The organism is Saccharothrix sp. 6-C (assembly GCF_016695385.1).
GTDB classification, from domain to species: domain Bacteria; phylum Actinomycetota; class Actinomycetes; order Mycobacteriales; family Pseudonocardiaceae; genus Actinosynnema; species Actinosynnema texasense.
Genome location: NZ_CP064192.1, coordinates 864,919 through 887,286 on the forward strand (window position 1 = coordinate 864,919; position 22,368 = coordinate 887,286).

Genomic DNA, 22,368 nt, shown 5'->3' on the forward strand with positions numbered 1-22,368 from the left:
CGTGAACGGGCGGAACGGGGTCAGTCCTGGAGGGCCTTCAGGACGGCTTCGGCCGACGGCGGGACGTTGGCGCGGGGGCCGACGCGGTCACCGAGGGCGTCCAGGGTCTTGAGGCCGTCGCCGGTGATCAGGAGCACGGTCTCGCCGTCCGGGTCCAGCTGACCGGTCTCGATGAGCTTCTTCGCGGTCGCGACGGTGACGCCGCCGGCGGTCTCCGCGAAGATGCCCTCGGTCCGGGCCAGGAGGCGGATGCCCTCGACGACCTCTTCGTCGGTGACGTCCTCGATCGCGCCGTTGGTGCGGCGGACGGCGTCCAGCACGTAGGGGCCGTCGGCGGGGGCGCCGATCGCCAGCGACTTGGCGATGGTGTCCGGGCGGACCGGGGTGACCACGTCGTGGCCCGCCTTGAAGGCGGCCGCGACGGGGGAGCAGCCGGTGGCCTGCGCGCCGAACACGCGGTACGGGGTCTGCTCGACCAGGTCGAGGTCGCCCAGCTCGCGGAAGGCCTTGTCCACCTTGGTCAACTGGGAGCCGGACGCGATCGGCACCACGATCTGGTCGGGCAGGCGCCAGCCGAGCTGTTCGGCGACCTCGTACCCGAGCGTCTTGGAGCCCTCGGCGTAGTAGGGGCGGACGTTGACGTTGACGAACGCCCAGTCCTCGTGCTCGGCGGCCAGTTCCTGCGCGAGCCGGTTCACGTCGTCGTAGTTGCCGTCGACGGTGATCAGGTTGCCGCCGTAGACGGCGGTCATGAGGATCTTCGCCCGCTCCAGCGTGGACGGCACCAGGACCACCGACTGCCAGCCCGCGCGGGCGGCGGCGGCGGCGACGGCGTTGGCCAGGTTGCCGGTGGAGGGGCAGGCCAGGACCTTGAAGCCGAGTTCGCGGGCGGCGGCGAGGGCGACGCCGACGACGCGGTCCTTGAACGAGTGGGTCGGGTTGCCGGTGTCGTCCTTCACCCACACCTTGCGCACGCCGAGGGCCTTGGCGAGGCGGTCGGCCTCGACCAGGCGGGTGCCGCCGGGGTTGGTGTTGGGGTGCGACTCGACGGTGGTCGGCACGGGGAGCAGGCCGCGGTAGCGCCAGATCGACCGGGGGCCCGCCTCGATGTCCTCGCGGCGGATCCGACCGAAGTCGTAGGCCACTTCCAGCGGCCCGAAACACTCGAGACAGGCGTACTCGGCGGCGAGCGGTGTCTGGTGGCCGCATTCACGACACGACAGCGCGCGGGCGGGACCGAGGTCGAAGGAGGTGGTGGCCGAGGGCACACTGACAGCAGTCATCGCGAGGTATCTCCTCATCTTTCCCGCGCACCGCGGGTCGGAATTGGCACCGTGATCGCCAGCGGACGCTGTGCGACGGGTTGCCGGGGCTTCTACGGGCCGATCCCTCTGCCCCTCTGGATGAGCGGTATTCAGTTATGGCCCTCAACTTACGTCACGATCCCGACCCTCAGCCAGAGACGTCCACCATCCGGACGTCTGCCGGCCGTGGGAGGATCGCGCCGTGAGTGCGCCCGCTGACACGCCCGACGCCGTGCACCTGATCCTCGGCGAGGAGGAGTTGCTGGTCGAGCGCGCGGTGCGCGGTGCGTTGGCGGCGGCGCGGAAAGCCGACCCGCAGGCCGACCTGACCCGCGTCCGCGTGACTGATCTCACCCCGCCTGAGCTGGCGGAACTGGTGAGCCCGTCGCTGTTCGCCGAGGGGCGGGTGGTCGCGCTGGAAGCCGCGCAGGAGTGCGGCAAGGAGATCGCCGACGCGGTCCTCGGCTACGCCAAGGCCCCGGCGGACGGGGTGACGGTGGTGGTCGTCCACAGTGGCGGCGGGCGCAGCAAGGCGGCCAAGGAGCTGCCCGCGGCGCTGCGCAAGGCCGGCGCCCGCGTGACCGAGTGCCCCAAGATCACCAAGGCGGCGGACCGGGAAGCGTTCGTGCGCAACGAGATCCGCGCGGCGGGCGGCGGGAAGGCCGACCCGGAGGCCGTGGCGGTGCTGATCGAGGCGGTGGGGTCGGACCTGCGCGAGCTGGCGGCGGCGGCCTCGCAGCTCGTCGCCGACACGGCCGGCAAGGTCGACGCCGAGGCGGTCCGCCGCTACCACCGCGGCCGGGCCGAGGTGACCGGGTTCGCGGTCGCGGAGAAGGCCGTGATGGGCGACCGGGCGGGTGCGCTGGAGGCGTTGCGGTGGGCGATCCAGCTCGGTGTGCCGCACGTGCTGGTCGCCGACGCGCTGGCCGACGCGGTGCGCACGATCGCGCGGGTCTCCGCGGTGGGCCGGGGTGACCCGTTCAAGCTGGCGGGCGAGCTGGGCATGCCGCCGTGGAAGGTGAAGAAGGCCCAGGGCCAGTCGCGTGGCTGGGAGGAGCGGGGGCTCGCGGCCGCGATGACGGTGGTCGCGGACCTGAACGCCGACGTCAAGGGCGTCGCCGCCGACTCCGGCTACGCCCTGGAACGTGCGGTGCTGAAGATCGTCGCCGCCCACGGCCGCCGCTGAGCGCTGGGTCGCCGGCCGGTGCTGCCGGGCCGCTGAGCGCCAGGTGGCCGGCCCGTCGGGGGCGGAGACGAAAAGTGCCGCCCACCCCGCGTGGGGGTGGGCGGCACTTCAGCGTGAAGACCAGATCAGATCTGGTTGGCGCGCCGCGCCAGCGCCGACTTCTTGTTGGCGGCCTGGTTGGAGTGGATCACTCCCTTGGAGACGGCCTTGTCGAGCTTGCGGGACGCGTCCTGCGCCAGCGCGACAGCCTTCTCCTTGTCACCGGCCTCGGCGGCCTCACGGAACTTGCGGATGGCGGTCTTGAGGGACGACTTGACGGCCTTGTTGCGCAGGCGCGCCTTCTCGTTCGTCTTGATCCGCTTCATCTGGGACTTGATGTTCGCCACGCGAAAGCCACCTTTTCCTCGGTCTCGGAGTCGCACCGCGCTTGTCACCGGCTCCGCCCCACGGGGGGACGGTTTTCCTCCACAGCGGAATGCCGCGCGGGTACGACCGAGAAGGTTATCAGGGCAGCTCACCGCACCGTGAATCGAGCCCTCCCGTCGCCGACCACGACCTCGTAGCCACCCCGGGCGACCTCCGGCTTGCCCGAGCCGTCCATGTCGCCCGCCGTCACCGCGAGCCGCTGCACGTCGAACGTCACCTCGACCGCCCGCTGCTCGCCCGCCTTCAACGCCACCCGGGTGAAGCCGACCAGGCGCTGCGGGGCGGTGAGCACCTTGCTCACGGGCTGGTGCACGTACACCGGCACGACGAGCGTGCCGTCCCGGGAGCCGGTGTTGGCGACGGTCACCGACACCTTCACCTGGTCGTCCCGTCGCACCTCCGCCGACTTCAGCGTGGGTGCGGACGTGGTGAACGTCGTGTACGACAGGCCGTGGCCGAACGCGAACGCCGGGTCGTACGCCGAGCTGGGCGAGGTGTTCGCGCCGCGCACCTGGTCGTAGGAGAACGGCTGGTCGCCGACCGTCTTCGGCCACGACACGGGCAGCTTGCCGCTCGGGTTCACCGCGCCGAACAGCACGTCGGCGATGGCGCTGCCGCCCTCGGAGCCGGGCAGCCAGCCCGCGACCAGCGCGGGCGCGTCCGCCACCGTGCCGAGCACCTGCGGCCGGCCGGTCAGCAGCACGACCACCACCGGCTTGCCGGTCGCCCGCACCGCGTCCACCAGGCCCTGCTGCGCCGCGGTCAGCGCGGGCTCCTCGGTGTCCGACTCGCCTTCCGCGCCGGGGTCCTCGCCGAGCACGACGACCACCGCGTCGGCGTCACCGGCCTGCGCCACCGCGTCGGCCTGGGTGGCCGCGCTGACGACGTTCGCCGACGGCACGGCGGCCTTGATGCCCTGAAGCACCGTCACCGTGGGCGGCATGGGCGAGGAGGCGGGCACGCCCTGCCAGCCGACGGTCCAGCCGCCGAGCTGCCTGGCCGCGGAGTCGGCCGAGTCACCGGTCACCACGAGCTTGCCCACGCCGGTCGACAGGGGCAGCACGCCGTCGTTGCGCAGCAGCACCGTGCTCTCCGCCGCCGCCTGACGGGCCAGCTCCCGGTCGGCGCCGTTCACGATCGCGTCGGCCTTCGCCACGTCGACGAACGGCTTCTCGAACAGCCCCAGCTCGAACTTGAGCTTCAGGATGCGCCGCACGGCCTGGTCGATCCGCTTGCCGGGGATCGCGCCGCCGCGCACGCCCGCCAGCAGCCCGGCGGTGAACCCGGCCGCGTCCGACGGCTCCATGGCCATGTCGACGCCCGCGTTCACGGCCATCGCGACGGCCTCCTCGTAGTTCGCCGCCACGTGGTAGCGGTCCACCAGGAACCGGATGTCCTCCCAGTCGGTGATCGCCACGCCCCGGAACCCCATCCGGTCGCGCAGCTGCGTGGTCAGCAGGTACTTCGACGCGTGCGCGGGCACGCCGTTGACCGCACCGGAGTTGATCATCACGGTGCCGACGCCGGCGTCGAACTGCGGCTGGAACGCGGGCAGCACGGTGTCCTGGAGGTACCGGATGGGCAGCTGGGCGGGTGCGCGGTCGTGGCCGTTGAACGGCTCCGAGTAGCCCGCGAAGTGCTTGGCGGTCGCGGTCAGCCGCGCGGTGCCGTCGGTCGGGTCGCCCTGCTGCCCGCGCACGTTCGCCGCCGCCAGGGCGCCGGCCAGCACCGGGTCCTCGCTGTAGGTCTCGTAGTACCGGCCCCAGCGGGTGTCGCGGGCGATGTCGGAGACGGGCGCGAAGTTCCAGAACACGCCGGTCGCGCGCATGGCGCGGCCGGTGGACGCGCCGAGCTGCTCCATCAGCTCCGGGTGCCACGTCGCGCCGAGGCCGATCTGGTGCGGGAACATGGTGGCGCTGAGCACGTTCGAGTGGCCGTGCACGCCGTCCGCGCCGTAGATCAGCGGGATCCGCAGCCGGCTGTGGTCCAGCGAGTACTTCTGGATGGCGTTGGTCATCTCGGCCCACGCGCGCGGCGTGTTCGGGGTGGGCGCGTCGCCGCCGCCGGACAGGATCGAGCCGACCTTCGCGTCCTCCAGCACGGCCTTCATGCAGTCCTCGCGCAGCGGACCGGGGTTCCACTCGCAGTTGCCGCGCAGCTTGCCCAACCGGATCTGGGTCATCTGGCCGACCTTCTCCTCCAGCGTCATGCGCTTGAGGAGGTCGTCGACCCGGCGGTCGATCGGCGCGCGTGCGTCCTGGTAACCCTGCCCGGCCGGCTCGATGATGCCGCCGGCCTGTGCTCCGGTGACCATCAAGGCCAACACGACCAGTGCGGCCACCGTGGTCCGCTTGCGGGATCTCAACACCGAGAACCTCCAGGTGGATCGGGAGAACGCCCGGGAACACCCTTGCTCGCGCGACCTGACGCACAACAGGTCCGAACGGCCCATCTGGGAGCGTTCCCACGTCCACTACCGGCCACGGAGGCCTGCCCCGAAAAAGCAGTACAACCATCCGGTTAGGCTGAACGGGTGACCGCCGCACTCGACTGGCCCGGCTTCGGGCACATCTCGCTCGCCGCCCTGCTGTTCCTCTGCCTGGCCGCCGCGCTCGCCGGCGCGGTCGACGCGGTGGTGGGCGGCGGCGGCTTGGTCCAGCTACCCGCGCTGCTGCTGATCGCGCCCGGCGGCCAGCCGCTCTACGCGCTGGCCACCAACAAGATCGCTTCCGTGGTCGGCACGGCGGCGGCGGTGCGCACCTACTCCCGGCAGACCACGATCGACTGGTCCTCGGCGTTGCCGATGGCGGTGGCCGCGTTCGCGGGCGCGGTGGGCGGCGCGGCGTTCGCCGGCGCGTTGGCGCCCGGTGTGCTCAACGGCGTGGTGCTCGTCGCGCTGGTCGGCGTCGGCCTCTACACGTGGCGCAAGCCGGAGCTGGGCGTGGCCGAGGCGCCGAGGTTCACGCGCTTCGCGCAGATCGCGGTGATGGCGCTGGGCGGCGCGCTGATCGGCTTCTACGACGGCCTGGCCGGTCCGGGCACGGGCGCGTTCCTGGTGTTCCTGCTCGTGGGCCTCGTCGGGTTCGCGTTCCTGCGCGCCTCGGCCACGGCCAAGATCGTCAACGTGGCGACCAACCTGGGCGCGCTGCTCTACTTCATCCCGGCCGGGAAGGTGCTGTGGGGCCTGGGCCTGGTGCTCGCGCTGTGCAACGTGACCGGCGCGGTGTTCGGCGCGCGGCTGGCGGTGCGGCGCGGGTCGGCGTTCGTGCGCCGGGTGTTCCTCACCGTCGTGGTGGCGCTCGTGGTCAGTCTGGGGTGGAAGGCGGCGGTTGGATGAGCCGGAACGTCGCGCCCATCGGATCGCCGACCGTGGTGAACCGGCCGAACCGCGACTCGACCACGTCGCCGACCGTGACGCCGCCCAGCTCTTCCACCCGGCCGGCCGCCGCGTCGGCGTCGGTGACCGCGAAGTAGGTCATCCAGTGCGGCGGGATCTCGGCGGGGACCTCGTTGGTCATGCCGAACACGCCCGCCACCGCGCGGCCCCCCACCCGCAGCTGCGTGTACGGGAAGTCCGGCAGCGGGTCCAGCCCCACGTCGAACACCTGCCGGTAGAACTCGGCCGCGCCGAGCGGGTCGCGGGTGGCCAGCTCGTTCCAGATCACCGAGCCGGGCTCGTTCGCCACGTACGCGCCGATGTGCGTGCCCGCCTCCCACAGCCCGAACGCCGCGCCGTACGGGTCCACCGCGATCGCCCCGCGCCCCGGCCCGCCGGTGTCGAACTCCGGCACGAGCACCTTGCCGCCGTCGGCGTTGAGCCGCTGCACCGACTCGTCCAGGTCGTCGGTGGCCAGGTAGGTCGTCCACACCACGGGGAACATCACGTCCGACGGCATCTCGCCGAAGCCCGCCACGGGCAGCCCGCGCACCAGCGCCATCGTGTAGTGCCCGGTCTCCGGGCCGCCGATCTCGAAGTCCCAGCCGAACAGGCCGCCGTAGAACTCCATGGTGGCCTCGCGGTCGGTGGTCATCATGTCCACCCACGCGGGTGTGCCTGGCGGGTACGGGGTGTCCCTCACGCTCATCTGGCCAACAGTCGCACCAGCCGCCACGCCCCGCGAGTTGATCAACGCCCGGCCGGTGGCACGCGAAGGCCGTCGGCGCGGGGGTCCGCACCGACGGCTCCGGTCATCCGGTCGAGCCGTTGCCCTCGCTCTTGCGGGGCCGGCCGCGCCGGGGTTGGTCGGCCGTGCCGGTGGGCAGGCGACCGGCTTCGGCGAGCGCTCGGCGCAGCAGGAACTCGATCTGCGCGTTGGTGCTGCGCAGCTCGTCGTTCGCCCACCTCGTCAGCGCGTCGTGCACCGCCGGGTCGAGGCGCAGCAGGACGCTCTTGCGCTCGGCCACGTCAGGTGTACAACGACCCGGCGTTGACCACGGGCTGGGTGGATCGGTCGCCGCAGAGCACGACCAGCAGGTTCGACACCATCGCGGCCTTGCGCTCCTCGTCCAGTTCCACCACGTCCTCCTCGGCGAGCCTGGCCAGCGCGAGCTGGACCATGCCGACCGCTCCCTCCACGATCCGCGTCCGCGCCGCGACCACCGCGCCCGCCTGCTGGCGCTGCAACATCGCCTGCGCGATCTCCGGAGCGTAGGCCAGGTGCGTGAGCCGGGATTCGATCACCTTCACCCCGGCGGACTGCACGCGGGCCGCGATCTCCACCGACAGCGTCTCGGTGATCTCGTCCGCGTTCTCCCGCAGGGACAACCCCACCTCGTCGTGGTTGTCGTACGGGTAGCTGGTCGCGATGTGGCGCACCGCGGTCTCGGTCTGGATGCCGACGAACCGCACGAAGTCGTCCACCTCGAACATCGCCCGCGCGGTGTCCTCCACCTGCCACACCACGACGGCGGCGATCTCGATCGGGTTGCCGTCCGCGTCGTTGACCTTGAGCGTCGCGGTCTCGTGGTTGCGGATCCGGGTCGAGACCTTCGCCTTCGTGGTGAACGGGTTCGCCCACCGCAGGCCGTCCTGGCGGACGGTGCCGGTGTAGCGGCCGGCGAACTGGAGCACCCGCGACTCGCCGGGCGCGACGGTGAACAACCCGACGGACACGACGGAGGTCCCGACGAGCAGCAGCGTGCCGGCCACGATCGCCGGGATCGAGGGCCCGTCGTCGCCCGGGATCGAGCCCAGCGCGATCAGCGCCGCGCTCGCCAGCGCCCCGACCACCACGCCCGCGAGCACGCCCCACCCCGATGGCGCCCGCGCTTCCTTCTCCCGGACCACCGGGACCGGCATCTGCACCGCAACGTCCGTGACGTCCATGGTCCACCCCTTGATGTCATATCGCTTGCTTAGCAAAGTGATATCACTTTTCCAGCCCGCCGGGCAAGCCGGACCGTCTACGAGGACAGGAGTTGTCCGCAATCAGCCCTACCGTGGTCCCCATGACCCCGGTACTGAGCCGTCGCGCCCTCGGCCGAGCCACCCTGGCCCGCCAGTTCCTGCTGGCCCGCACCGAGGCCGCCGTGCCCGAGGTCGTCGCGCACCTGGTCGGCTTGCAGGCCCAGACGCCGCACACCTGGTACACGGGACTGTGGTCGCGCATCGCCGGTTTCACCCCCGACCGGGCCGCGGACCCGCTGGTGGACCGGGAGCTGGTGCGCATCGCCGTGATGCGCTCGACGATCCACCTGGTCACCGCCGCGGACGCCCTCGCGCTGCGCCCGCTGGTCCAGCCCGCGCTCGACCGCGACCTGTTCCGCAACCACACCCACGGCCGGGACATGCGCGGCCTGGACGTGGACGCAGTGGTGGCCGCCGGTCGCACGCTGCTGGCCGAGAAGCCGCGCACCAACAAGGAGCTGGGCACGCTGCTGCACGAGCAGTGGCCGGACCGCGCGCCCGCCTCGCTGGCCTACGCGATCCGGTGCCTGGTGCCGCTGGTGCAGGTGCCGCCGCGCGGGGTGTGGGGTCGCAGCGGCGCGATCGCCCACACCAGCGCGGAGACGTGGCTGGGCGCTTCCCCGGACCCGGCGGACCGGCCGTCGGTGGACGACCTGGTGCTGCGCTACCTGGCCGCGTTCGGTCCCGCGACGGTGAAGGACGCGCAGACCTGGTCCGGCCTCACCCGGCTGCGCGAGGTGGTCGAGGGACTGCCGCTGCTGCGGCTGCGCGACGAGGACGGCCAGGAGCTGTTCGACCTGCCCGACGCGCCCCGGCCGGACGAGGACGTGCCCGCGCCGCCGAGGTTCCTCTACGACTTCGACAACCTGCTGCTCTCGCACGCCGACCGGCGCCGGGTCGTCACCGACGACGTGCGCGCCCAGCAGTACGAACCGCACGGTCCCGTGCCGCAGTTCTTCCTGGTCGACGGCGTCACGGCGGGCGACTGGAAGGTGCACCGGACCAAGGACGCCGCCACGCTGGAGCTGCGCCCGTTCCACCGCGCGACCGCGATGGACGAGGTGGAGCGGGAGGGCGAGCGGCTGCTGGCGTTCCTCGCGGCGGACGTGCCGCGGCACGAGGTCCGGACAACCTCGCCGGCGGCACGACGTCCCTGACCACATGGGGACGATCACCGTGCGCCCGCCGGGGGCGGAGGACGAGTGGCCGCTCGTCGACGTCTACGTCAAGGCCAGGCGCAGCTACTACGAAGGCCACCTGCCCGAGGCGGAGCTCGCCGAGTGGGAGCGGTCCGCGCGGGCCGGCGGCCTCACCTTCGACCGGCCCGACCGGGTGTGGCTGTGCGCCGAACTGGACCACGTGGTCTCCGGGTTCGCGCTGGTCACCCCGAGCGGCGAGCTGTTGCAGCTCCAGGTCGACCCGGCGTGCTGGGGCAACGGCGTCGGCCACGCGCTGCACGAGGCGGCGGTGGGCGCGCTGCGCGACCTCGGCGTCACCACCGCGCGCTTGGACGTGTTCGCGGAGAACCACCGCGCGCAGCGCTTCTACACCGCCCGCGGCTGGCGGGAGACCGGCCGCGAGGAGACGCACCTGCGAATGGCGCTGGAGCTGCGCGTGTGATCGCCTGGACGGCGTGGAGATCCTGAGCAGCCGCGTCCTCGTCCGCTCCCGCGAGCCGGAGCGCGCGCGGGCGTTCTACCGCGACGTGCTGGGCCTGGCCGTGTCCCGCGAGTTCCCCGGCGGCACGGTGTTCTTCCTCGGCCAGGGGTTCCTGGAGGTCTCCGGCGCCTCGGCCGAGCACCCGACGGACGCCACCCAGCTGTGGCTCCAGGTGCGCGACCTGGCCCGGGTCGCCGAAGACCTCGCCGAGCACGTCGTCCGGCCCGCTCGGCGCGAGCCGTGGGGCCTGGACGAGCTGTGGATCGCCGACCCGGACGGCAGGCGGATCGTGCTGGTCGAGGTGCCCGCCGAGCACCCGCTACGCCGGGACGTGCGCCAGTAGCTGCACCGCGGGCCCGACCACGCCGCCGTGCTGGTGCAACGACGTGCGCACCCCGGTGAACCCCGCCGCCTCCGCCTCCTGGATCAGGTCGTACTCGGAGGTGTCCAGCGCCCGCCGGTGCACCGACACGACCAGCCTGCCGCCGGGCCGCAGCACCCGGAACAGCTCGTGGAACGCGGCCGGCCGGTTGCCCCACAGCTGGAGGTTGTTCACCGAGACCACCACGTCCACCGAGCCCGCGGGCTGGCCGGTGCGCGTCGCCGCGCCTTCGCGCAGCTCCACCCGGCCGGCCACGATCAGCTCCGCGCACCGCTCACGCGCCTCGTCGAGCATGACCTGCGACGGGTCGACGCCGATCGCCTTGAGCGCGCGTTCGCCGGCGAGCCTGAGCCCGACGCCCGGACCGGGGCCGAGCACCAGCACGACCTCCTCGGACGTCGGCGCGGCCACCTCGGTGACGTGCTCCTCGACCTTCGCGTTCAGCACGGCCATGACCCGGCCGCCCAGCTCGCCCACCTTGCCGCGCGGGTGCCCGAACGCCGCGTCCAGCGCCTTCATCAGGTTGTTCGCCATGTCCCCAGCGTCGTCACGGCGAGTGCCGGTCGCATCGGGGATCGCCCCGAGGACGGGCCGGGGATGCGCCGCCCCGGGGTGGGGGTCAGCGCCAGCCCATCCGCCGCAGCGCGTCCACGACCAGCGAGAACCGCTCCGGCTCCAGCACCGAGCCCTCCCGGCGGATGTCGTCCTCGTCCAGCTCGAACACCCGGTCCAACCGCAGGTAGGAGCGCCGCCCGTCGCGGTCCCAGCGGCCGGAGCCCAGGTCGAGGCAGTCGTCCAGCTCGTGCCGGCCGGGGGTCTTGCTGGTCAGCATCAGGCCGAGCAGCGCCCGGCGGTGGCGGCCGACGACCAGCAGCGGCCGGTCCTTGCCCTGGTCCGGGTCCTCCTCGAAGGGCACCCAGGCCCACACCACCTCGCCCGGGTCGGCCAGGCCGTCCAGGTCGGGGGAGTACTCCAGGGTCGCCGCCACCGCGGCCGTGTGGACCTCGCGCACCGCGCCCCTCGAAGGGCGGGCGTCTTCACCGTTCGCACGCACGCCGGGCAGCCTATGGCCTCGGTCACGCACACGTGGAACGCCACGACGGCGTGACGTGAGATGCTGTCCTCAGTTGAAATGGGCAGATCCCGTCCTTCCTGTGCGAGGAACCTGAGTGACCACGTTCGCCGACCAGACGTTCACGCCTCCGGACCTGATCCGGAACTTCTGCATCATCGCGCACATCGACCACGGCAAGTCGACCCTGGCCGACCGCATGTTGCAGCTCACCGGCGTCGTCGACGCGCGGGCGATGCGCGCGCAGTACCTCGACCGCATGGACATCGAGCGCGAGCGCGGCATCACCATCAAGGCGCAGAACGTGCGGCTGCCGTGGCAGGTCGACGGCCAGGACCACGTGCTGCACATGATCGACACGCCGGGTCACGTCGACTTCACGTACGAGGTGTCGCGGGCGCTGGAGGCGTGCGAGGGCACGGTGCTGCTGGTCGACGCCGCGCAGGGCATCGAGGCCCAGACGCTGGCCAACCTGTACCTGGCGATGGAGAACGACCTCACCATCATCCCGGTGCTGAACAAGATCGACCTGCCCGCGGCGGACCCGGACAAGTACGCCAAGGAGCTCGCGCACATCGTCGGCTGCGAGCCCGAGGAGGTGCTGCGCGTCTCGGCCAAGACCGGCCTCGGCGTCGAAGCGCTGCTGGACGAGGTCGTCAAGCGCGTGCCCGCCCCGGTCGGCGACGCCGACGCGCCGCCCCGCGCGATGATCTTCGACTCGGTGTACGACACCTACCGCGGCGTGGTCACCTACATCCGCGTGGTCGACGGCAAGATCACCCCCCGCCAGCGCATCCGGATGATGTCCACCAACGCGACGCACGAGCTGCTGGAAGTGGGCATCATCTCGCCCGAGCCGAAGCCGAGCGTCGGCCTGGGCGTCGGCGAGGTCGGCTACCTGATCACCGGCGTGAAGGACGTGCGCCAGTCCAAGGTCGGTGACACCGTGACGGCGGAGAAGAACGGCGCCACCGAGCCCCTCGCCGGTTACCGCGAGCCGCGCCCGATGGTCTACTCCGGGCTGTACCCGGTGGACGGTTCGGACTACCCGATCCTGCGCGAGGCGCTGGACAAGTTGCAGCTCAACGACGCCGCGCTGACGTTCGAGCCGGAGACGTCGGCCGCCCTGGGCTTCGGCTTCCGCTGCGGCTTCCTCGGCCTGCTGCACCTGGAGATCACCCGCGACCGGCTGGAGCGCGAGTTCGGCCTGGACCTGATCTCCACCGCGCCCAACGTGGTCTACCGCGTGGTCATGGACGACGGCACCGAGCACGTGGTGACCAACCCGTCGGACTGGCCGGACGGCAAGCGCGCCGAGGTGTACGAGCCGATCACCAAGTGCACGATCATCGCGCCGAGCGAGTACATCGGCGCGATCATGGAGCTGTGCCAGGCCAAGCGCGGCCAGCTGGGCGGCATGGACTACCTGTCCGAGGACCGCGTCGAGCTGCGCTACACCATGCCGCTCGGCGAGATCATCTTCGACTTCTTCGACGCCCTGAAGTCGCGCACGCGCGGTTACGCGTCGTTGGACTACGAGGAGTCGGGCGAGCAGGACGCCGAGCTGGTGAAGGTCGACATCCTGCTGCAGGGCGAGCCGGTGGACGCGTTCAGCGCCATCGTGCACAAGGACTACGCCTACGCCTACGGCACCAGGATGGCCTCGAAGCTGCGCGAGCTGATCCCGCGCCAGCAGTTCGAGGTGCCGATCCAGGCGGCGGTGGGCGCCCGGGTGATCGCCCGCGAAACGATCCGCGCCATCCGCAAGGACGTGCTCGCGAAGTGCTACGGCGGTGACATCACGCGCAAGCGGAAGCTGCTGGAGAAGCAGAAGGAAGGCAAGAAGCGGATGAAGATGGTGGGCCGCGTGGAGGTCCCCCAGGAAGCCTTCGTCGCCGCGCTGTCCACCGACGACTCCGGCAAGGACAAGGGCAAGAAGTAAGGACCACCGGCCAAATCCGCGTCGGCAGGCACATCTTCGGGTGGCTTGTCGGCGCGGATCGCTGTTCCCGGGATTTCCTCTGTCATGGTTGGCGCGACAACCGGAAGGAGGGGACCATGACCGTCATGGTCGAACACGAAGGCGGCTCCTACACGGTCGAAGACCTGGAGGGCATGCCTGATGACGGACGCCGTTACGAACTCATCGACGGGCAGCTCCACGTGAGCCCGGCGCCGGGGTACCGGCATCAAAAAATCGCTTTGAAGCTCGGTGCGCTTCTGGACGCGCACTGCCCGGACGAGCTGACGGTGCTGACCGCCCCATTCACCGTGCGGGTGTCCTCGAAGACCGAGGTGCAGCCGGACGTCCTCGTCGGTCGCCATGTCGATTTCACCGACAAGCTGCTGCCCGTCGCGCCGTTGCTGGCGGTGGAAGTGCTCTCTCCCAGCACGAATATCCGCGATCTCACGATCAAGAAGATCGCCTATGAGCGCATGGGCGTGGTCAGCTACTGGGTGATCGATCCGCAGGAGCCTGTGCTGGCGGTGTTCGAACTCGACGCCGAGGGCTGCTACCGGCAGGTGGCCGAGGTGAAGGCGGACGACGCGTTCGACGCGACGCTGCCGTTCCCGGTGCGGATCGTGCCCGCGGAACTGCTCGGCCGGCTGTGGGAGAACGGGGCGGGATGAACGGAAGGGCCCTCAGGACGTCCCTGTCCTGAAGGCCCTCGAAGGGGTGCGGCAGCTCAGCTCTGGTTGCGCAGCGTGGTGCTGAGCGCCTGGCGGCGGAGGATCGCTTCGATCTCGCGCGCCTCGTGGCTGGAGTGCCGGGCGAGGATGGCTTCCATGTCCATCCGAGCGCTCGGGGTGTCGTAGGCGGCCAACTCGCGGTTCAGCTCGGCTTCCCGCTTGCGGAGCTGCCGCCGGGTGGCGAAGTACGTGCGAACGGTCTCCAGAACGGTGGTCATGTCGCCTTTCGGTCGGCTATCTGTATCGGTTCACCTACTATGATGCCGCACGTCAGGGGCTTACGCGACCAACTTCGGCGTGATCTCCGCCGCAAGTGTCACGGTGGCGTGAAGACCGCGTCACCGGCCCAGGACGTCCAGTGCCCGGGAGTACTTCGCCCGCAGCCGGTCCTGGGTGGCGGTGTCGAGCAGGGCCAGTCGCGGCGGTGACGTGTTGTCGGCGATGTCGGCCCGCTTGACCTCCACCGCGACCGGGTCGGCGAGCACGCGCGCCAGGTAGTCCTCCTGCGTCTCGTCGTCACGGTGACTCAGCGCGAGCACGGTCGCCACCACCTCCGGCGGGCACCCGGCGGCCAGCAGGTCGTCGGCGGTCACGGCGGTGTCCTCGACCACGTCGTGCAGCACGGCCGCCATGCGCGCGTGCTCGCCGGACACCCGCCCCATCACCCGCAGCGGGTGGCCGATGTACGGCTGGCCGGACTTGTCGACCTGTCCCTCGTGGGCCGCCCGCGCGATCCGGATCGCGTCATCAACGGTGAACGTCATCGGATCATTGTTCACACCCTTGACAAGGCACAGTGGTCTAGTCCATTTTTCGAGTGGCTCACGTCACCTGTGCTGGGCCTTGGCCGCCGACGAGAACGTGGAGGTGGACGTGGTTTCGAGGACGAGACGCGCACTGGGCGCGGTGCTGGCGGGTCTGCTGGCCATCGCGGGCCTGACCCTGGTCGTGGTCGGCAGCGCGTCGGCCGCCAACCTGGTCGCCAACCCCGGGTTCGAGGGCGGCACGGGCGGGTGGACGTGCAGCGCCGCGGCGACGGCGGCGACCACGACCAAGCGCAGCGGCACGCACGCCATGGCGGGCACCCCGGCGGGCCAGGACAACGCCCGCTGCTCGCAGACGATCTCCGTGCAGGCCAACACCGCCTACAAGCTGTCCGCGTGGGTCCAGGGCAGCTACGTGTACCTCGGCGTGAGCGGCACCGGCAGCGGCGACAAGAGCACGTGGACGCCCGGCTCGACGGGCTTCAGCCAGCTCTCGATCGACTTCACCACCGGCGCGAGCACCAGCGTCACCATCTTCGTGCACGGCTGGTACGGCCAGCCGACCTTCTACGCCGACGACGTGAGCCTCGACGGGCCGGGCACCCCGCCGACGAGCACCACCACCAGCACGACCACGTCGACGACGACCACCACCACCACGACGACCACCACGACGCCCGGCAACCCGGACCCGTCGCTGCCCAAGCACGCGCTCACCGGCTACTGGCACAACTTCGACAACGGCTCGCGCCTGCTCAAGCTCGCCGACGTGCCCACCACGTACGACATCGTGGCCATCGCGTTCGCCGACGCCACCACCACGCCGGGCGCGGTCGCGTTCACCCTCGACCCGACGCTGTCGAGCAAGCTCGGCGGCTACACCGACGCGCAGTTCAAGGCCGACATCCGCACGCTGAAGGCCCGCGGCCAGAAGGTGATCATCTCCGTCGGCGGCGAGAAGGGCACGATCAGCGTCGGCAACTCCACCGCCGCGACCAACTTCGCCAACAGCGTCAAGACCCTGATCGCGAACTACGGGTTCGACGGCGTGGACATCGACCTGGAGAACGGCGTCAACGCCACCTACATGGCGCAGGCGTTGCGCGCGATCCACGCGGGCGGCGGCAAGGTCATCGCGATGGCGCCGCAGACCATCGACATGCAGTCCACCGGGCAGGAGTACTTCAAGCTGGCGCTGGCCGTGAAGGACATCCTCACGGTGGTCAACATGCAGTACTACAACTCCGGCTCGATGCTCGGCTGCGACCAGAAGGTCTACTCGCAGGGCACGGTGGACTTCCTGGTGGCGCTGGCCTGCATCCAGCTCCAGAACGGGCTGCGCCCCGACCAGGTCGGCCTGGGCCTGCCCGCCTCGCCGTCGGGCGCGGGCGGCGGCTACCAGTCGCCCGCGAACGTCAACGCGGCGTTGAACTGCCTCGCCAAGGGCACGAACTGCGGTTCGTTCAAGCCCTCGCAGACCTGGCCGGGCATCCGCGGCGCGATGACCTGGTCGATCAACTGGGACGCGGTCAACAACTGGCAGTTCGCCAACACGGTGGCCCCGCACCTGGACACGCTGCCGTAGCGCGGTGGACGCCGTCCCTCCCGTCGCGCGACGGGAGGGACGGCGCCGGCCGCTAGCCGATCCGCTGCGTGCCGGACGGCACGGTCACCGTCTTCGCCAACGCGGCCGGCGAGTCGGCGCGGGTGCGGTCGGCCAGGAAGTACCAGTTCATCCGGACGTGCTCGCGCCGCACGTCCAGCACGGTGTAGCCGTGCGAGTCCAGCTCCACCCACTTCAGGTGCCGGTTCAGCCCGACCAGCGCGGCCTCCAGCGCCAACGACGTGGTGCGCGGCGGCGAACCGGTCAGCTCGTCGATGTTGTCCGAGGTGACCGACGGGACGACCAGCTCGGTGGCGACGGTCTTCGTCAGCGGGTACAGCGCCTCGTCCACCGGCACGTCGAACGCCCACGAGCTGTGCACGTCGCCGGTGAGGAACACGGTGTCGCGCACGTCGTGCTCGGCCAGCAGCGCGATCACCGCGTCGCGGTCCTGCGGGTAGCCGTCCCACTGGTCGTTGTTGGTCGTCGGCCCGACGAGCCGCGTCACCGCCCCCGCCTGCGGCACCGGAGGGATGAGCAGCGGCGAGAAGATCACCGGGTTGCCGACCAGCTTCCACTGGACGTCGGCGTGCAGCAGGCCGTCGCGCAGGAACGCCATCTGGTCCGGGCCGGTGAGCGTGCGGCCGGGGTCGCCGACCTGGTCCTGGTCGACCTGCCGGCTGCGGTACGAGCGCAGGTCGAGCATGGTCAGCTCGGCGAGCGTGCCGAAGCGCAGCCGGCGGTAGACCCGGTCGCCGTCGAGCCGCACGGGCATCCACTCGTGGTAGGCGCGCATGGCGGCGGCCCGGCGGTCCGCCCACGTGCCCTCGGTCGTCTCGTCGTGGTCGGGGGAGCCGCCGGACCAGGCGTTCTCCGCCCACTCGTGGTCGTCCCAGGTGATGATCCACGGGTAGGCGGCGTGCAGGAGCTGGAGGTCCGGGTCGGTCTTGTACTGGGCGTGCCGGACCCGGTAGTCGGTCAGCGACCGCGCCTCGCCCGGGGGCTCGTGGGTGCGGGATCGCGTGCCGATGTAGTCCTCGTAGAGGTAGTCGCCCAGGTGCACGACGGCGTCGAGGTCGTCGCGCTCGGCGAGGTGCCGGTAGGCGGCGAAGCGGCCCGCGACCCAGCTGGAGCAGGAGACGACGCCGAACCGCAGCTCGTCGACCTCGGCGTGGTGGGCGGGCGCGGTGCGGGTGCGGCCGACGGGGGAGTGCCCGCCGTCGAAGGTGAAGCGGTAGAAGTACCAGTGGCAGGGGCGCAGACCGCCGACGTCCAGCTTGACGGTGTGGTCGCGGTCGGGACCGGTGGTGACCTCGCCGCGCCGGACGACCCGGCGGAACCGCGGGTCCCTGGCCACCTCGTAGCCGACCACCGCGGTCGGGCCCGCGCCGGAACCGGGCGTGCTGTCCTCGGTGGGCGTGACGCGGGTCCACAGGACGACCCTCTCGGGCAGCGGGTCGCCGGACGCGACGCCGTGCCGGAAGTGCGGGGTCGAGGCCTCGGCGGACGACGCGGGCAGGGCGGGCGCGAGCAGCGCGACGCCCGCGATCGCGCCGAGGCGCAACGCGTCCCGCCGTGGGTGGGTGTTGGGCATGCCTCCTACGACGACGTGGTGGCGCCGCGGGTTGCCCGTTGTCCCGCCCGGCGGGCACGTTATTTTGCGCCGGCACGGGACGGACCTGCTGATACGTGACCGCGGTCGTGGCGCGGGTTAGGGTCGGCGCCATGTTGGACCGACTCGAAGTGCCCGTCGTCGCCGCGCCGATGGCCGGCGGGGCGTCCACCCCCGCGCTCGTGGCCGAGGTCGGCCGGGCAGGTGGTCTCGGGTTCCTGGCCGCCGGCTACCTGCCCGTCGAGGCGGTCGCCGAGCAGGTCACCGCGACCACCGCGCTGACCGACCGGCCGTACGGGGTGAACCTGTTCGTGCCCGGCCCCCGGTCCAGCACCGACCTGTCCGGCTACCGCGACCGCGTCAAGGGGCAGTCGCCGACCGAGCCGGGCGAACCCCGGTGGGACGACGACTCCTACGCCGCGAAGCTCGAACTGGTGATGGCGTTGCGCGTTCCGGTGGTGTCGTTCACGTTCGGCTTGCCGAACCCCGAGGACGTGCACCGGCTGCACGCGGCCGGCTCGACGGTCGTCGTCACGGTCACCACACCGCAGGAAGCCGCGCAGGCGGCGCAGGTCGGCGCCGACGCGCTGTGCGTGCAGGGCAGCGAGGCGGGCGGGCACCGCGGCACGTTCGCCGACGACGGCGTCTCCCCCGGCGGCGGCGAGCTGTTCGGCGTGCTGGCGGCCTTGCGGCTGGTCCGCGCCAAGGTGGACCTGCCGCTGATCGCCGCCGGCGGCCTGGTGCACGGCGCGGACGTGGCCGCCGTGATCACCGCGGGCGCGGTCGCGGCGCAGCTCGGAACCGCGTTCCTGGCCACCCCGGAGGCCGGCACGTCCGCCGCGCACCGCCAGGCCCTCGCCGAAGGCACCCGCCGCACCGCGTTGACCAGGGCGTTCAGCGGCCGTCCGGCACGCGGTCTGGTGAACCGGTTCCTGGTGGACAACCAGGATCAGGCGCCCGCCGCGTACCCGGAGGTGCACCACCTGACCCGGCCGGTGCGCGCGACCGGCGACCCGGAGCTGATGTCTCTGTGGGCCGGGCAGACCTACTCGTTGGTCCGACCGGCCCCGGCGGCCGAGGTGGTGGCCAGGCTGGTCGCCGAGGCGCGCCAAGCCCTTTCCGTCGCGATCACGCGCATTTCGCCGGTGTAGCACCACAGAATGGCGACGTGACCACCGCGCGCGAGCTCGCCGACGAGATGCTGACGCTCGTCCTGGACGCCGACCCCGTCATGGCGACGCTGCTCGGCATCCCGGGCTGGGACCACCGGCTGCCCGACCCGAGCGCCGAGGGCGGACGCGTGCTGCGCGCCCGCGCCGAGGACGTGGCGCGGCGGGCGCGGGCCGAGGACGACGACCCGGTGACGCGCGCGGTGGTCGTGCAGCAGGCGTGGGGCCTGGTGCACCGCCTTGACGCGAACCTGGTCGAGCACACGCACGCCGAAGGCCTCACCGCGCCGTTCGCGGTGCTGCTGGGCGCGTTGCCGCTGATCCGCCCGACCGACGACGACGCGCGGCAGGCGTACCTGACCCGGCTGGCGGCGCTGCCCGCCTACCTGGACGCGCTCACCCGAAGACAGCGCGACTCGACCCGACCTCCGCTCGCGCACCTGGTGCGGGCCGCGATCCACCGCGTCGACCGCTACCTGGCCGACGACGAGGACGTGCTCGCCATCCCGTTGCGGGACAGCCCGCAGGCCGACGCGTGCGCCCGGCTGCTGCACGAGACCGTGCGCCCGGCCATCACCCGCTACCGCGACTTCCTGCGCGTCGAGGTGGTCGACCGGGGGCGCGGCGAGGACCGGCCCGGCCTGTGCTGGCTGCCCGACGGCGACCTGGTCTACGCCGACCTGGTCCGGATGTACACCACGACCGGCCACACGCCGGAGGAGCTGCACCGGATCGGCCTGAACCTGATCGAGGAGCTGGACCGGGAGTACGAGGAGGTCGGCGCCCGGGTGTTCGGGCCGATCCCGGCCGCGGGCGTGCGCGCCCGCCTGCTCGCCGACCCGGACCTGCGCTGGAGCAGCGGCGAGGACATGGTGGCGTTGGCCGCCGCGTGCATCGCACGCGCCGAGGAGATCTCGGGCGACTGGTTCGGCACGGTGCCGCAGGCGCGGTGCGCGGTGGAGGTGGTGCCGGCGGCGGAAGCCCCGAACGCGCCGCTGGCCTACTACATGGACCCGGCGCTGGACGGCTCCCGGCCGGGCACCTACTTCGTCAACACCCACCAGTCCGGGCTGCGCGAGCGGTTCAGCGCCGAGTCGACCGCGTTCCACGAGGGCGTGCCGGGCCACCACTTCCAGATCGCGCTGGCCCAGCGGCTCGACGACCTGCCGCTGCTGCGCCGGTTCGCGTCCATCGAGGCCTACCTGGAGGGCTGGGCGCTCTACGCCGAGCGGCTGGCCGACGAGATGGGCCTCTACAGCGACGACGTGGCGCGGCTGGGGATGCTGTCGGGCGACTCGCTGCGCGCCGCGCGCCTGGTGGTGGACACCGGCCTGCACGCGTTGCGCTGGACGCGGCAGCAGGCCGTGGACTACCTGCGCGCCAACGCCGTCATGCCGGACGTGGACATCTTCTCCGAGGTCGACCGGTACATCGAGAACCCCGCGCAGGCGCTGTCCTACATGGTGGGGCGGCTGGAGATCCAGCGCCTGCGCGGTGAGGCGGAGCGGAGGCTGGGCGACCGCTTCGACATCAAGGCGTTCCACGACCTCGTGCTCCGCGGCGGACCGCTGCCGATGGCCGTGCTCGCCGACGTGGTCGAGCGGTGGTGCGACTCAGTCCTCGACGTCCGCGGGGTTGTTGAGCGCTGACCGGCGCCTGCTGTAGGCGAAGTACACGACCAGGCCGATGAGGAACCAGACGGCGAAGCGCAGCCAGGTCTCCGGCGCCAGGAACGTGATCAGCCACAGCGAGAACACCACGCCGACGATCGGCACGACCGGCATGCCCGGCGTCTTGAACGTGCGCGGCAGGTTCGGCTGCTTGTACCGCAGCACGATCACCGCGACGCAGACCACCACGAACGCCAGCAGGATGCCGATGTTGGTCAGCTCGGCGGCCTCGGCGATGGGCAGGAAGCCCGCGATGACGGCGGACGCGACGCCGAGCACCCACGTGGTGCGCGTCGGCACGTTCTTGACCGGGTGCGTCTTGGCGAACCACTTCGGCAGCAGCCCGTCGCGCGACATCGAGTAGCCGACGCGGGCCGCGCCCATCAGGAACGTGAACAGCACCGTGGTGATGCCGAGCACCGCGCCGACGGAGATGATGATGCCCAGCGCGGGCAGGCCGATGTCGGCGAACGCCGAGGCGAACGCGCTCTCCGCGTCCACGTCCTGGTAGTTCACCATGCCCGTGAGCACCAGGCAGGCCAGCACGTAGAGCACCATCGAGACGGCCAGCGAGTAGATGATCGCCTTCGGCATGTGCTTCTGGGAGTCCTTCGACTCCTCGGCCGCCGTGCTCATCGCGTCGTAGCCGAACACCGCGAAGAACACCGTGGCCGCGCCGGTGAGCGCGCCGGAGATGCCGAACGGGAAGAACGGGTTGTAGTTGGCGGTGTCGATGTGGAACGCGCCGACCACGATCACCAGCAGCACCACGGCGACCTTGAGGTACACCAGGGTCGTCTCGAAGCGGGCCGCGTTCTTCATGCCCATGTTGAGCACGAACGCGATCAGCAGGCACAGCAGCACGGCGAACAGGTTGACCTTGTAGCTGCCCGCCGCGACGTCGCCGGTCTCGGTGCCGGGCGCGCCGAGCATCCACACCGGCAGGTCGATGCCGAGCAGGTTCAGCAGCTCGTTGAAGTAGCCGCTGATGCCGATCGCCACCACGGCCACGATCGCGGTGTACTCCAGCAGCAGGTCCCAGCCGATGAACCAGCCGACGATCTCGCCGAGCACGGCGTAGCCGTAGGTGTAGGCCGAGCCCGCCTTGGGGATCAGCCCCGCGAACTCCGCGTAGGAGAACGCGGCCGCGGCGCTGGCGATGCCCGCGACGAGGAACGAGATGAGCACGGCGGGGCCCGCGGTCTTGTTGGCCACGGCGCCGGCCAGCGAGAAGATGCCCGCGCCGATGATGCCGCCGATGCCGATCGCGGTGAGCTGCCACAGCCCCAAGGTCCGGGTCAGCGCCGTCTTCTCGTCACTGATCTGCTCGATCGGCTTGCGGCGGAACACGCCGCTGCCACGGCCGAATCCGTCCTGCACCGTCATTCCAGCTCCCTCGGTGGATTGGTGTGCGGCGAACCGT

Annotated in this window: 22 protein-coding genes and 1 riboswitch; of the genes, 10 read left to right on the forward strand and 12 right to left on the reverse strand. The window is 71.5% G+C overall.

The features are described from left to right. Window positions 1-20: 20 nt before the first annotated feature. Complete coding sequence (gene thrC, locus IOD16_RS04000) at window positions 21-1,283, reverse strand: threonine synthase (protein WP_123743616.1); 1,263 nt, start codon at window positions 1,281-1,283, stop codon at window positions 21-23. An 11-nt stretch (window positions 1,284-1,294) separates the two neighbouring features. Further along, a riboswitch (SAM riboswitch) is annotated at window positions 1,295-1,410 on the reverse strand. 96 nt (window positions 1,411-1,506) lie between these two features. Here thrC and holA point away from each other — a divergent pair. Next, window positions 1,507-2,490: a DNA polymerase III subunit delta gene (gene holA, locus IOD16_RS04005; RefSeq protein ID WP_201438933.1), complete on the forward strand. Its 984-nt coding sequence runs from the start codon at window positions 1,507-1,509 to the stop codon at window positions 2,488-2,490. A 125-nt stretch (window positions 2,491-2,615) separates the two neighbouring features. Here holA and rpsT read toward each other — a convergent pair whose 3' ends face one another. Continuing rightward, window positions 2,616-2,876, reverse strand: coding sequence for a 30S ribosomal protein S20 (gene rpsT / locus IOD16_RS04010; RefSeq protein ID WP_123743614.1), 261 nt, complete (start codon window positions 2,874-2,876; stop codon window positions 2,616-2,618). A gap of 128 nt (window positions 2,877-3,004) precedes the next feature. Continuing rightward, a complete protein-coding gene (locus IOD16_RS04015; RefSeq protein WP_442978091.1) occupies window positions 3,005-5,284 on the reverse strand; it encodes a glycoside hydrolase family 3 N-terminal domain-containing protein in 2,280 nt (759 codons plus the stop codon). A 165-nt stretch (window positions 5,285-5,449) separates the two neighbouring features. Between IOD16_RS04015 and IOD16_RS04020 the strand changes: the two genes are divergently transcribed. Continuing rightward, window positions 5,450-6,253 carry a sulfite exporter TauE/SafE family protein gene (locus IOD16_RS04020; protein ID WP_201438935.1) on the forward strand — a complete coding sequence of 268 codons (804 nt, stop codon included), beginning with the start codon at window positions 5,450-5,452 and terminating at the stop codon, window positions 6,251-6,253. Here the strand turns inward: IOD16_RS04020 and IOD16_RS04025 are convergent. The 3 genes from IOD16_RS04025 to IOD16_RS04035 all read right to left on the reverse strand — a co-directional run bounded on the left by IOD16_RS04025 (window position 6,222) and on the right by IOD16_RS04035 (window position 8,242). Next, window positions 6,222-7,001, reverse strand: coding sequence for a VOC family protein (locus IOD16_RS04025; RefSeq protein WP_123743611.1), 780 nt, complete (start codon window positions 6,999-7,001; stop codon window positions 6,222-6,224). The two genes, IOD16_RS04020 and IOD16_RS04025, sit on opposite strands and share 32 nt — an antisense overlap. Before the next feature lie 103 nt (window positions 7,002-7,104). Next, complete coding sequence (locus IOD16_RS04030) at window positions 7,105-7,320, reverse strand: hypothetical protein (RefSeq protein WP_123743610.1); 216 nt, start codon at window positions 7,318-7,320, stop codon at window positions 7,105-7,107. A 1-nt stretch (window position 7,321) separates the two neighbouring features. Further along, a complete protein-coding gene (locus tag IOD16_RS04035) occupies window positions 7,322-8,242 on the reverse strand; it encodes an SPFH domain-containing protein (RefSeq protein WP_201438936.1) in 921 nt (306 codons plus the stop codon). Between the two features lie 122 nt (window positions 8,243-8,364). Here IOD16_RS04035 and IOD16_RS04040 point away from each other — a divergent pair, with 122 nt between their 5' ends. From IOD16_RS04040 to IOD16_RS04050, 3 genes are read left to right on the forward strand one after another with little or no spacing between them, the layout of a single operon-like run. After that, a complete protein-coding gene (locus IOD16_RS04040; RefSeq protein ID WP_201438937.1) occupies window positions 8,365-9,480 on the forward strand; it encodes a winged helix DNA-binding domain-containing protein in 1,116 nt (371 codons plus the stop codon). A 4-nt stretch (window positions 9,481-9,484) separates the two neighbouring features. Then, the gene (locus tag IOD16_RS04045; RefSeq protein ID WP_201438938.1) at window positions 9,485-9,943 is read left to right on the forward strand and encodes a GNAT family N-acetyltransferase; all 459 of its coding nucleotides are present in this window, start codon (window positions 9,485-9,487) and stop codon (window positions 9,941-9,943) included. 13 nt (window positions 9,944-9,956) lie between these two features. Beyond that, window positions 9,957-10,325 carry a VOC family protein gene (locus IOD16_RS04050; protein ID WP_201438939.1) on the forward strand — a complete coding sequence of 123 codons (369 nt, stop codon included), beginning with the start codon at window positions 9,957-9,959 and terminating at the stop codon, window positions 10,323-10,325. Here IOD16_RS04050 and IOD16_RS04055 read toward each other — a convergent pair. Beyond that, on the reverse strand, window positions 10,302-10,898 hold the full coding sequence (locus IOD16_RS04055) for a class I SAM-dependent methyltransferase (RefSeq protein WP_201438940.1): 597 nt from the start codon (window positions 10,896-10,898) through the stop codon (window positions 10,302-10,304). The two genes, IOD16_RS04050 and IOD16_RS04055, sit on opposite strands and share 24 nt — an antisense overlap. Before the next feature lie 85 nt (window positions 10,899-10,983). After that, a complete protein-coding gene (locus tag IOD16_RS04060; protein ID WP_201438941.1) occupies window positions 10,984-11,418 on the reverse strand; it encodes a type II toxin-antitoxin system PemK/MazF family toxin in 435 nt (144 codons plus the stop codon). A 115-nt stretch (window positions 11,419-11,533) separates the two neighbouring features. On the opposite strand from IOD16_RS04060, the gene lepA reads away from it, so the two are divergent. Beyond that, window positions 11,534-13,378 carry a translation elongation factor 4 gene (lepA, locus tag IOD16_RS04065; RefSeq protein ID WP_123743603.1) on the forward strand — a complete coding sequence of 615 codons (1,845 nt, stop codon included), beginning with the start codon at window positions 11,534-11,536 and terminating at the stop codon, window positions 13,376-13,378. Between the two features lie 116 nt (window positions 13,379-13,494). Then, complete coding sequence (locus IOD16_RS04070) at window positions 13,495-14,067, forward strand: Uma2 family endonuclease (protein ID WP_201438942.1); 573 nt, start codon at window positions 13,495-13,497, stop codon at window positions 14,065-14,067. A 56-nt stretch (window positions 14,068-14,123) separates the two neighbouring features. Here IOD16_RS04070 and IOD16_RS04075 read toward each other — a convergent pair whose 3' ends face one another. Both IOD16_RS04075 and IOD16_RS04080 read right to left on the reverse strand, forming a co-directional pair. After that, the gene (locus IOD16_RS04075) at window positions 14,124-14,345 is read right to left on the reverse strand and encodes a hypothetical protein (protein WP_123743601.1); all 222 of its coding nucleotides are present in this window, start codon (window positions 14,343-14,345) and stop codon (window positions 14,124-14,126) included. Between the two features lie 120 nt (window positions 14,346-14,465). Beyond that, window positions 14,466-14,891, reverse strand: coding sequence for an HD domain-containing protein (locus tag IOD16_RS04080; RefSeq protein ID WP_123743600.1), 426 nt, complete (start codon window positions 14,889-14,891; stop codon window positions 14,466-14,468). Between the two features lie 109 nt (window positions 14,892-15,000). Between IOD16_RS04080 and IOD16_RS04085 the strand changes: the two genes are divergently transcribed. Further along, window positions 15,001-16,476: a chitinase gene (locus IOD16_RS04085; protein ID WP_201438943.1), complete on the forward strand. Its 1,476-nt coding sequence runs from the start codon at window positions 15,001-15,003 to the stop codon at window positions 16,474-16,476. A 52-nt stretch (window positions 16,477-16,528) separates the two neighbouring features. Here IOD16_RS04085 and IOD16_RS04090 read toward each other — a convergent pair whose 3' ends face one another. After that, window positions 16,529-18,088, reverse strand: a complete 1,560-nt coding sequence (locus IOD16_RS04090; protein ID WP_201438944.1) for an alkaline phosphatase D family protein — start codon at window positions 18,086-18,088, stop codon at window positions 16,529-16,531. Window positions 18,089-18,219: 131 nt separating this feature from the next. Between IOD16_RS04090 and IOD16_RS04095 the strand changes: the two genes are divergently transcribed. Together IOD16_RS04095 and IOD16_RS04100 are read left to right on the forward strand one after the other, a co-directional pair. Further along, a complete protein-coding gene (locus tag IOD16_RS04095) occupies window positions 18,220-19,257 on the forward strand; it encodes an NAD(P)H-dependent flavin oxidoreductase (protein ID WP_201438945.1) in 1,038 nt (345 codons plus the stop codon). A gap of 17 nt (window positions 19,258-19,274) precedes the next feature. Beyond that, on the forward strand, window positions 19,275-20,924 hold the full coding sequence (locus tag IOD16_RS04100; RefSeq protein ID WP_236594743.1) for a DUF885 domain-containing protein: 1,650 nt from the start codon (window positions 19,275-19,277) through the stop codon (window positions 20,922-20,924). Here IOD16_RS04100 and IOD16_RS04105 read toward each other — a convergent pair. Continuing rightward, a complete protein-coding gene (locus tag IOD16_RS04105) occupies window positions 20,889-22,331 on the reverse strand; it encodes an amino acid permease (protein ID WP_201438946.1) in 1,443 nt (480 codons plus the stop codon). The genes IOD16_RS04100 and IOD16_RS04105 overlap by 36 nt on opposite strands. Between the last annotated feature and the right edge of the window lie 37 nt (window positions 22,332-22,368).

Excerpts from the sequence above, each read along its gene's own strand:
- thrC (WP_123743616.1), bottom strand. The coding sequence starts at position 1,283 with ATGACTGCTGTCAGTGTGCCCTCGGCCACCACCTCCTTCGACCTCGGT.
- IOD16_RS04025 (WP_123743611.1), bottom strand. The coding sequence starts at position 7,001 with ATGAGCGTGAGGGACACCCCGTACCCGCCAGGCACACCCGCGTGGGTG.
- IOD16_RS04035 (WP_201438936.1), bottom strand. The coding sequence starts at position 8,242 with ATGGACGTCACGGACGTTGCGGTGCAGATGCCGGTCCCGGTGGTCCGG.
- IOD16_RS04040 (WP_201438937.1), top strand. The coding sequence starts at position 8,365 with ATGACCCCGGTACTGAGCCGTCGCGCCCTCGGCCGAGCCACCCTGGCC.
- IOD16_RS04045 (WP_201438938.1), top strand. The coding sequence starts at position 9,485 with ATGGGGACGATCACCGTGCGCCCGCCGGGGGCGGAGGACGAGTGGCCG.
- IOD16_RS04055 (WP_201438940.1), bottom strand. The coding sequence starts at position 10,898 with ATGGCGAACAACCTGATGAAGGCGCTGGACGCGGCGTTCGGGCACCCG.
- IOD16_RS04070 (WP_201438942.1), top strand. The coding sequence starts at position 13,495 with ATGACCGTCATGGTCGAACACGAAGGCGGCTCCTACACGGTCGAAGAC.
- IOD16_RS04075 (WP_123743601.1), bottom strand. The coding sequence starts at position 14,345 with ATGACCACCGTTCTGGAGACCGTTCGCACGTACTTCGCCACCCGGCGG.
- IOD16_RS04080 (WP_123743600.1), bottom strand. The coding sequence starts at position 14,891 with ATGACGTTCACCGTTGATGACGCGATCCGGATCGCGCGGGCGGCCCAC.
- IOD16_RS04090 (WP_201438944.1), bottom strand. The coding sequence starts at position 18,088 with ATGCCCAACACCCACCCACGGCGGGACGCGTTGCGCCTCGGCGCGATC.
- IOD16_RS04095 (WP_201438945.1), top strand. The coding sequence starts at position 18,220 with ATGTTGGACCGACTCGAAGTGCCCGTCGTCGCCGCGCCGATGGCCGGC.
- IOD16_RS04105 (WP_201438946.1), bottom strand. The coding sequence starts at position 22,331 with ATGACGGTGCAGGACGGATTCGGCCGTGGCAGCGGCGTGTTCCGCCGC.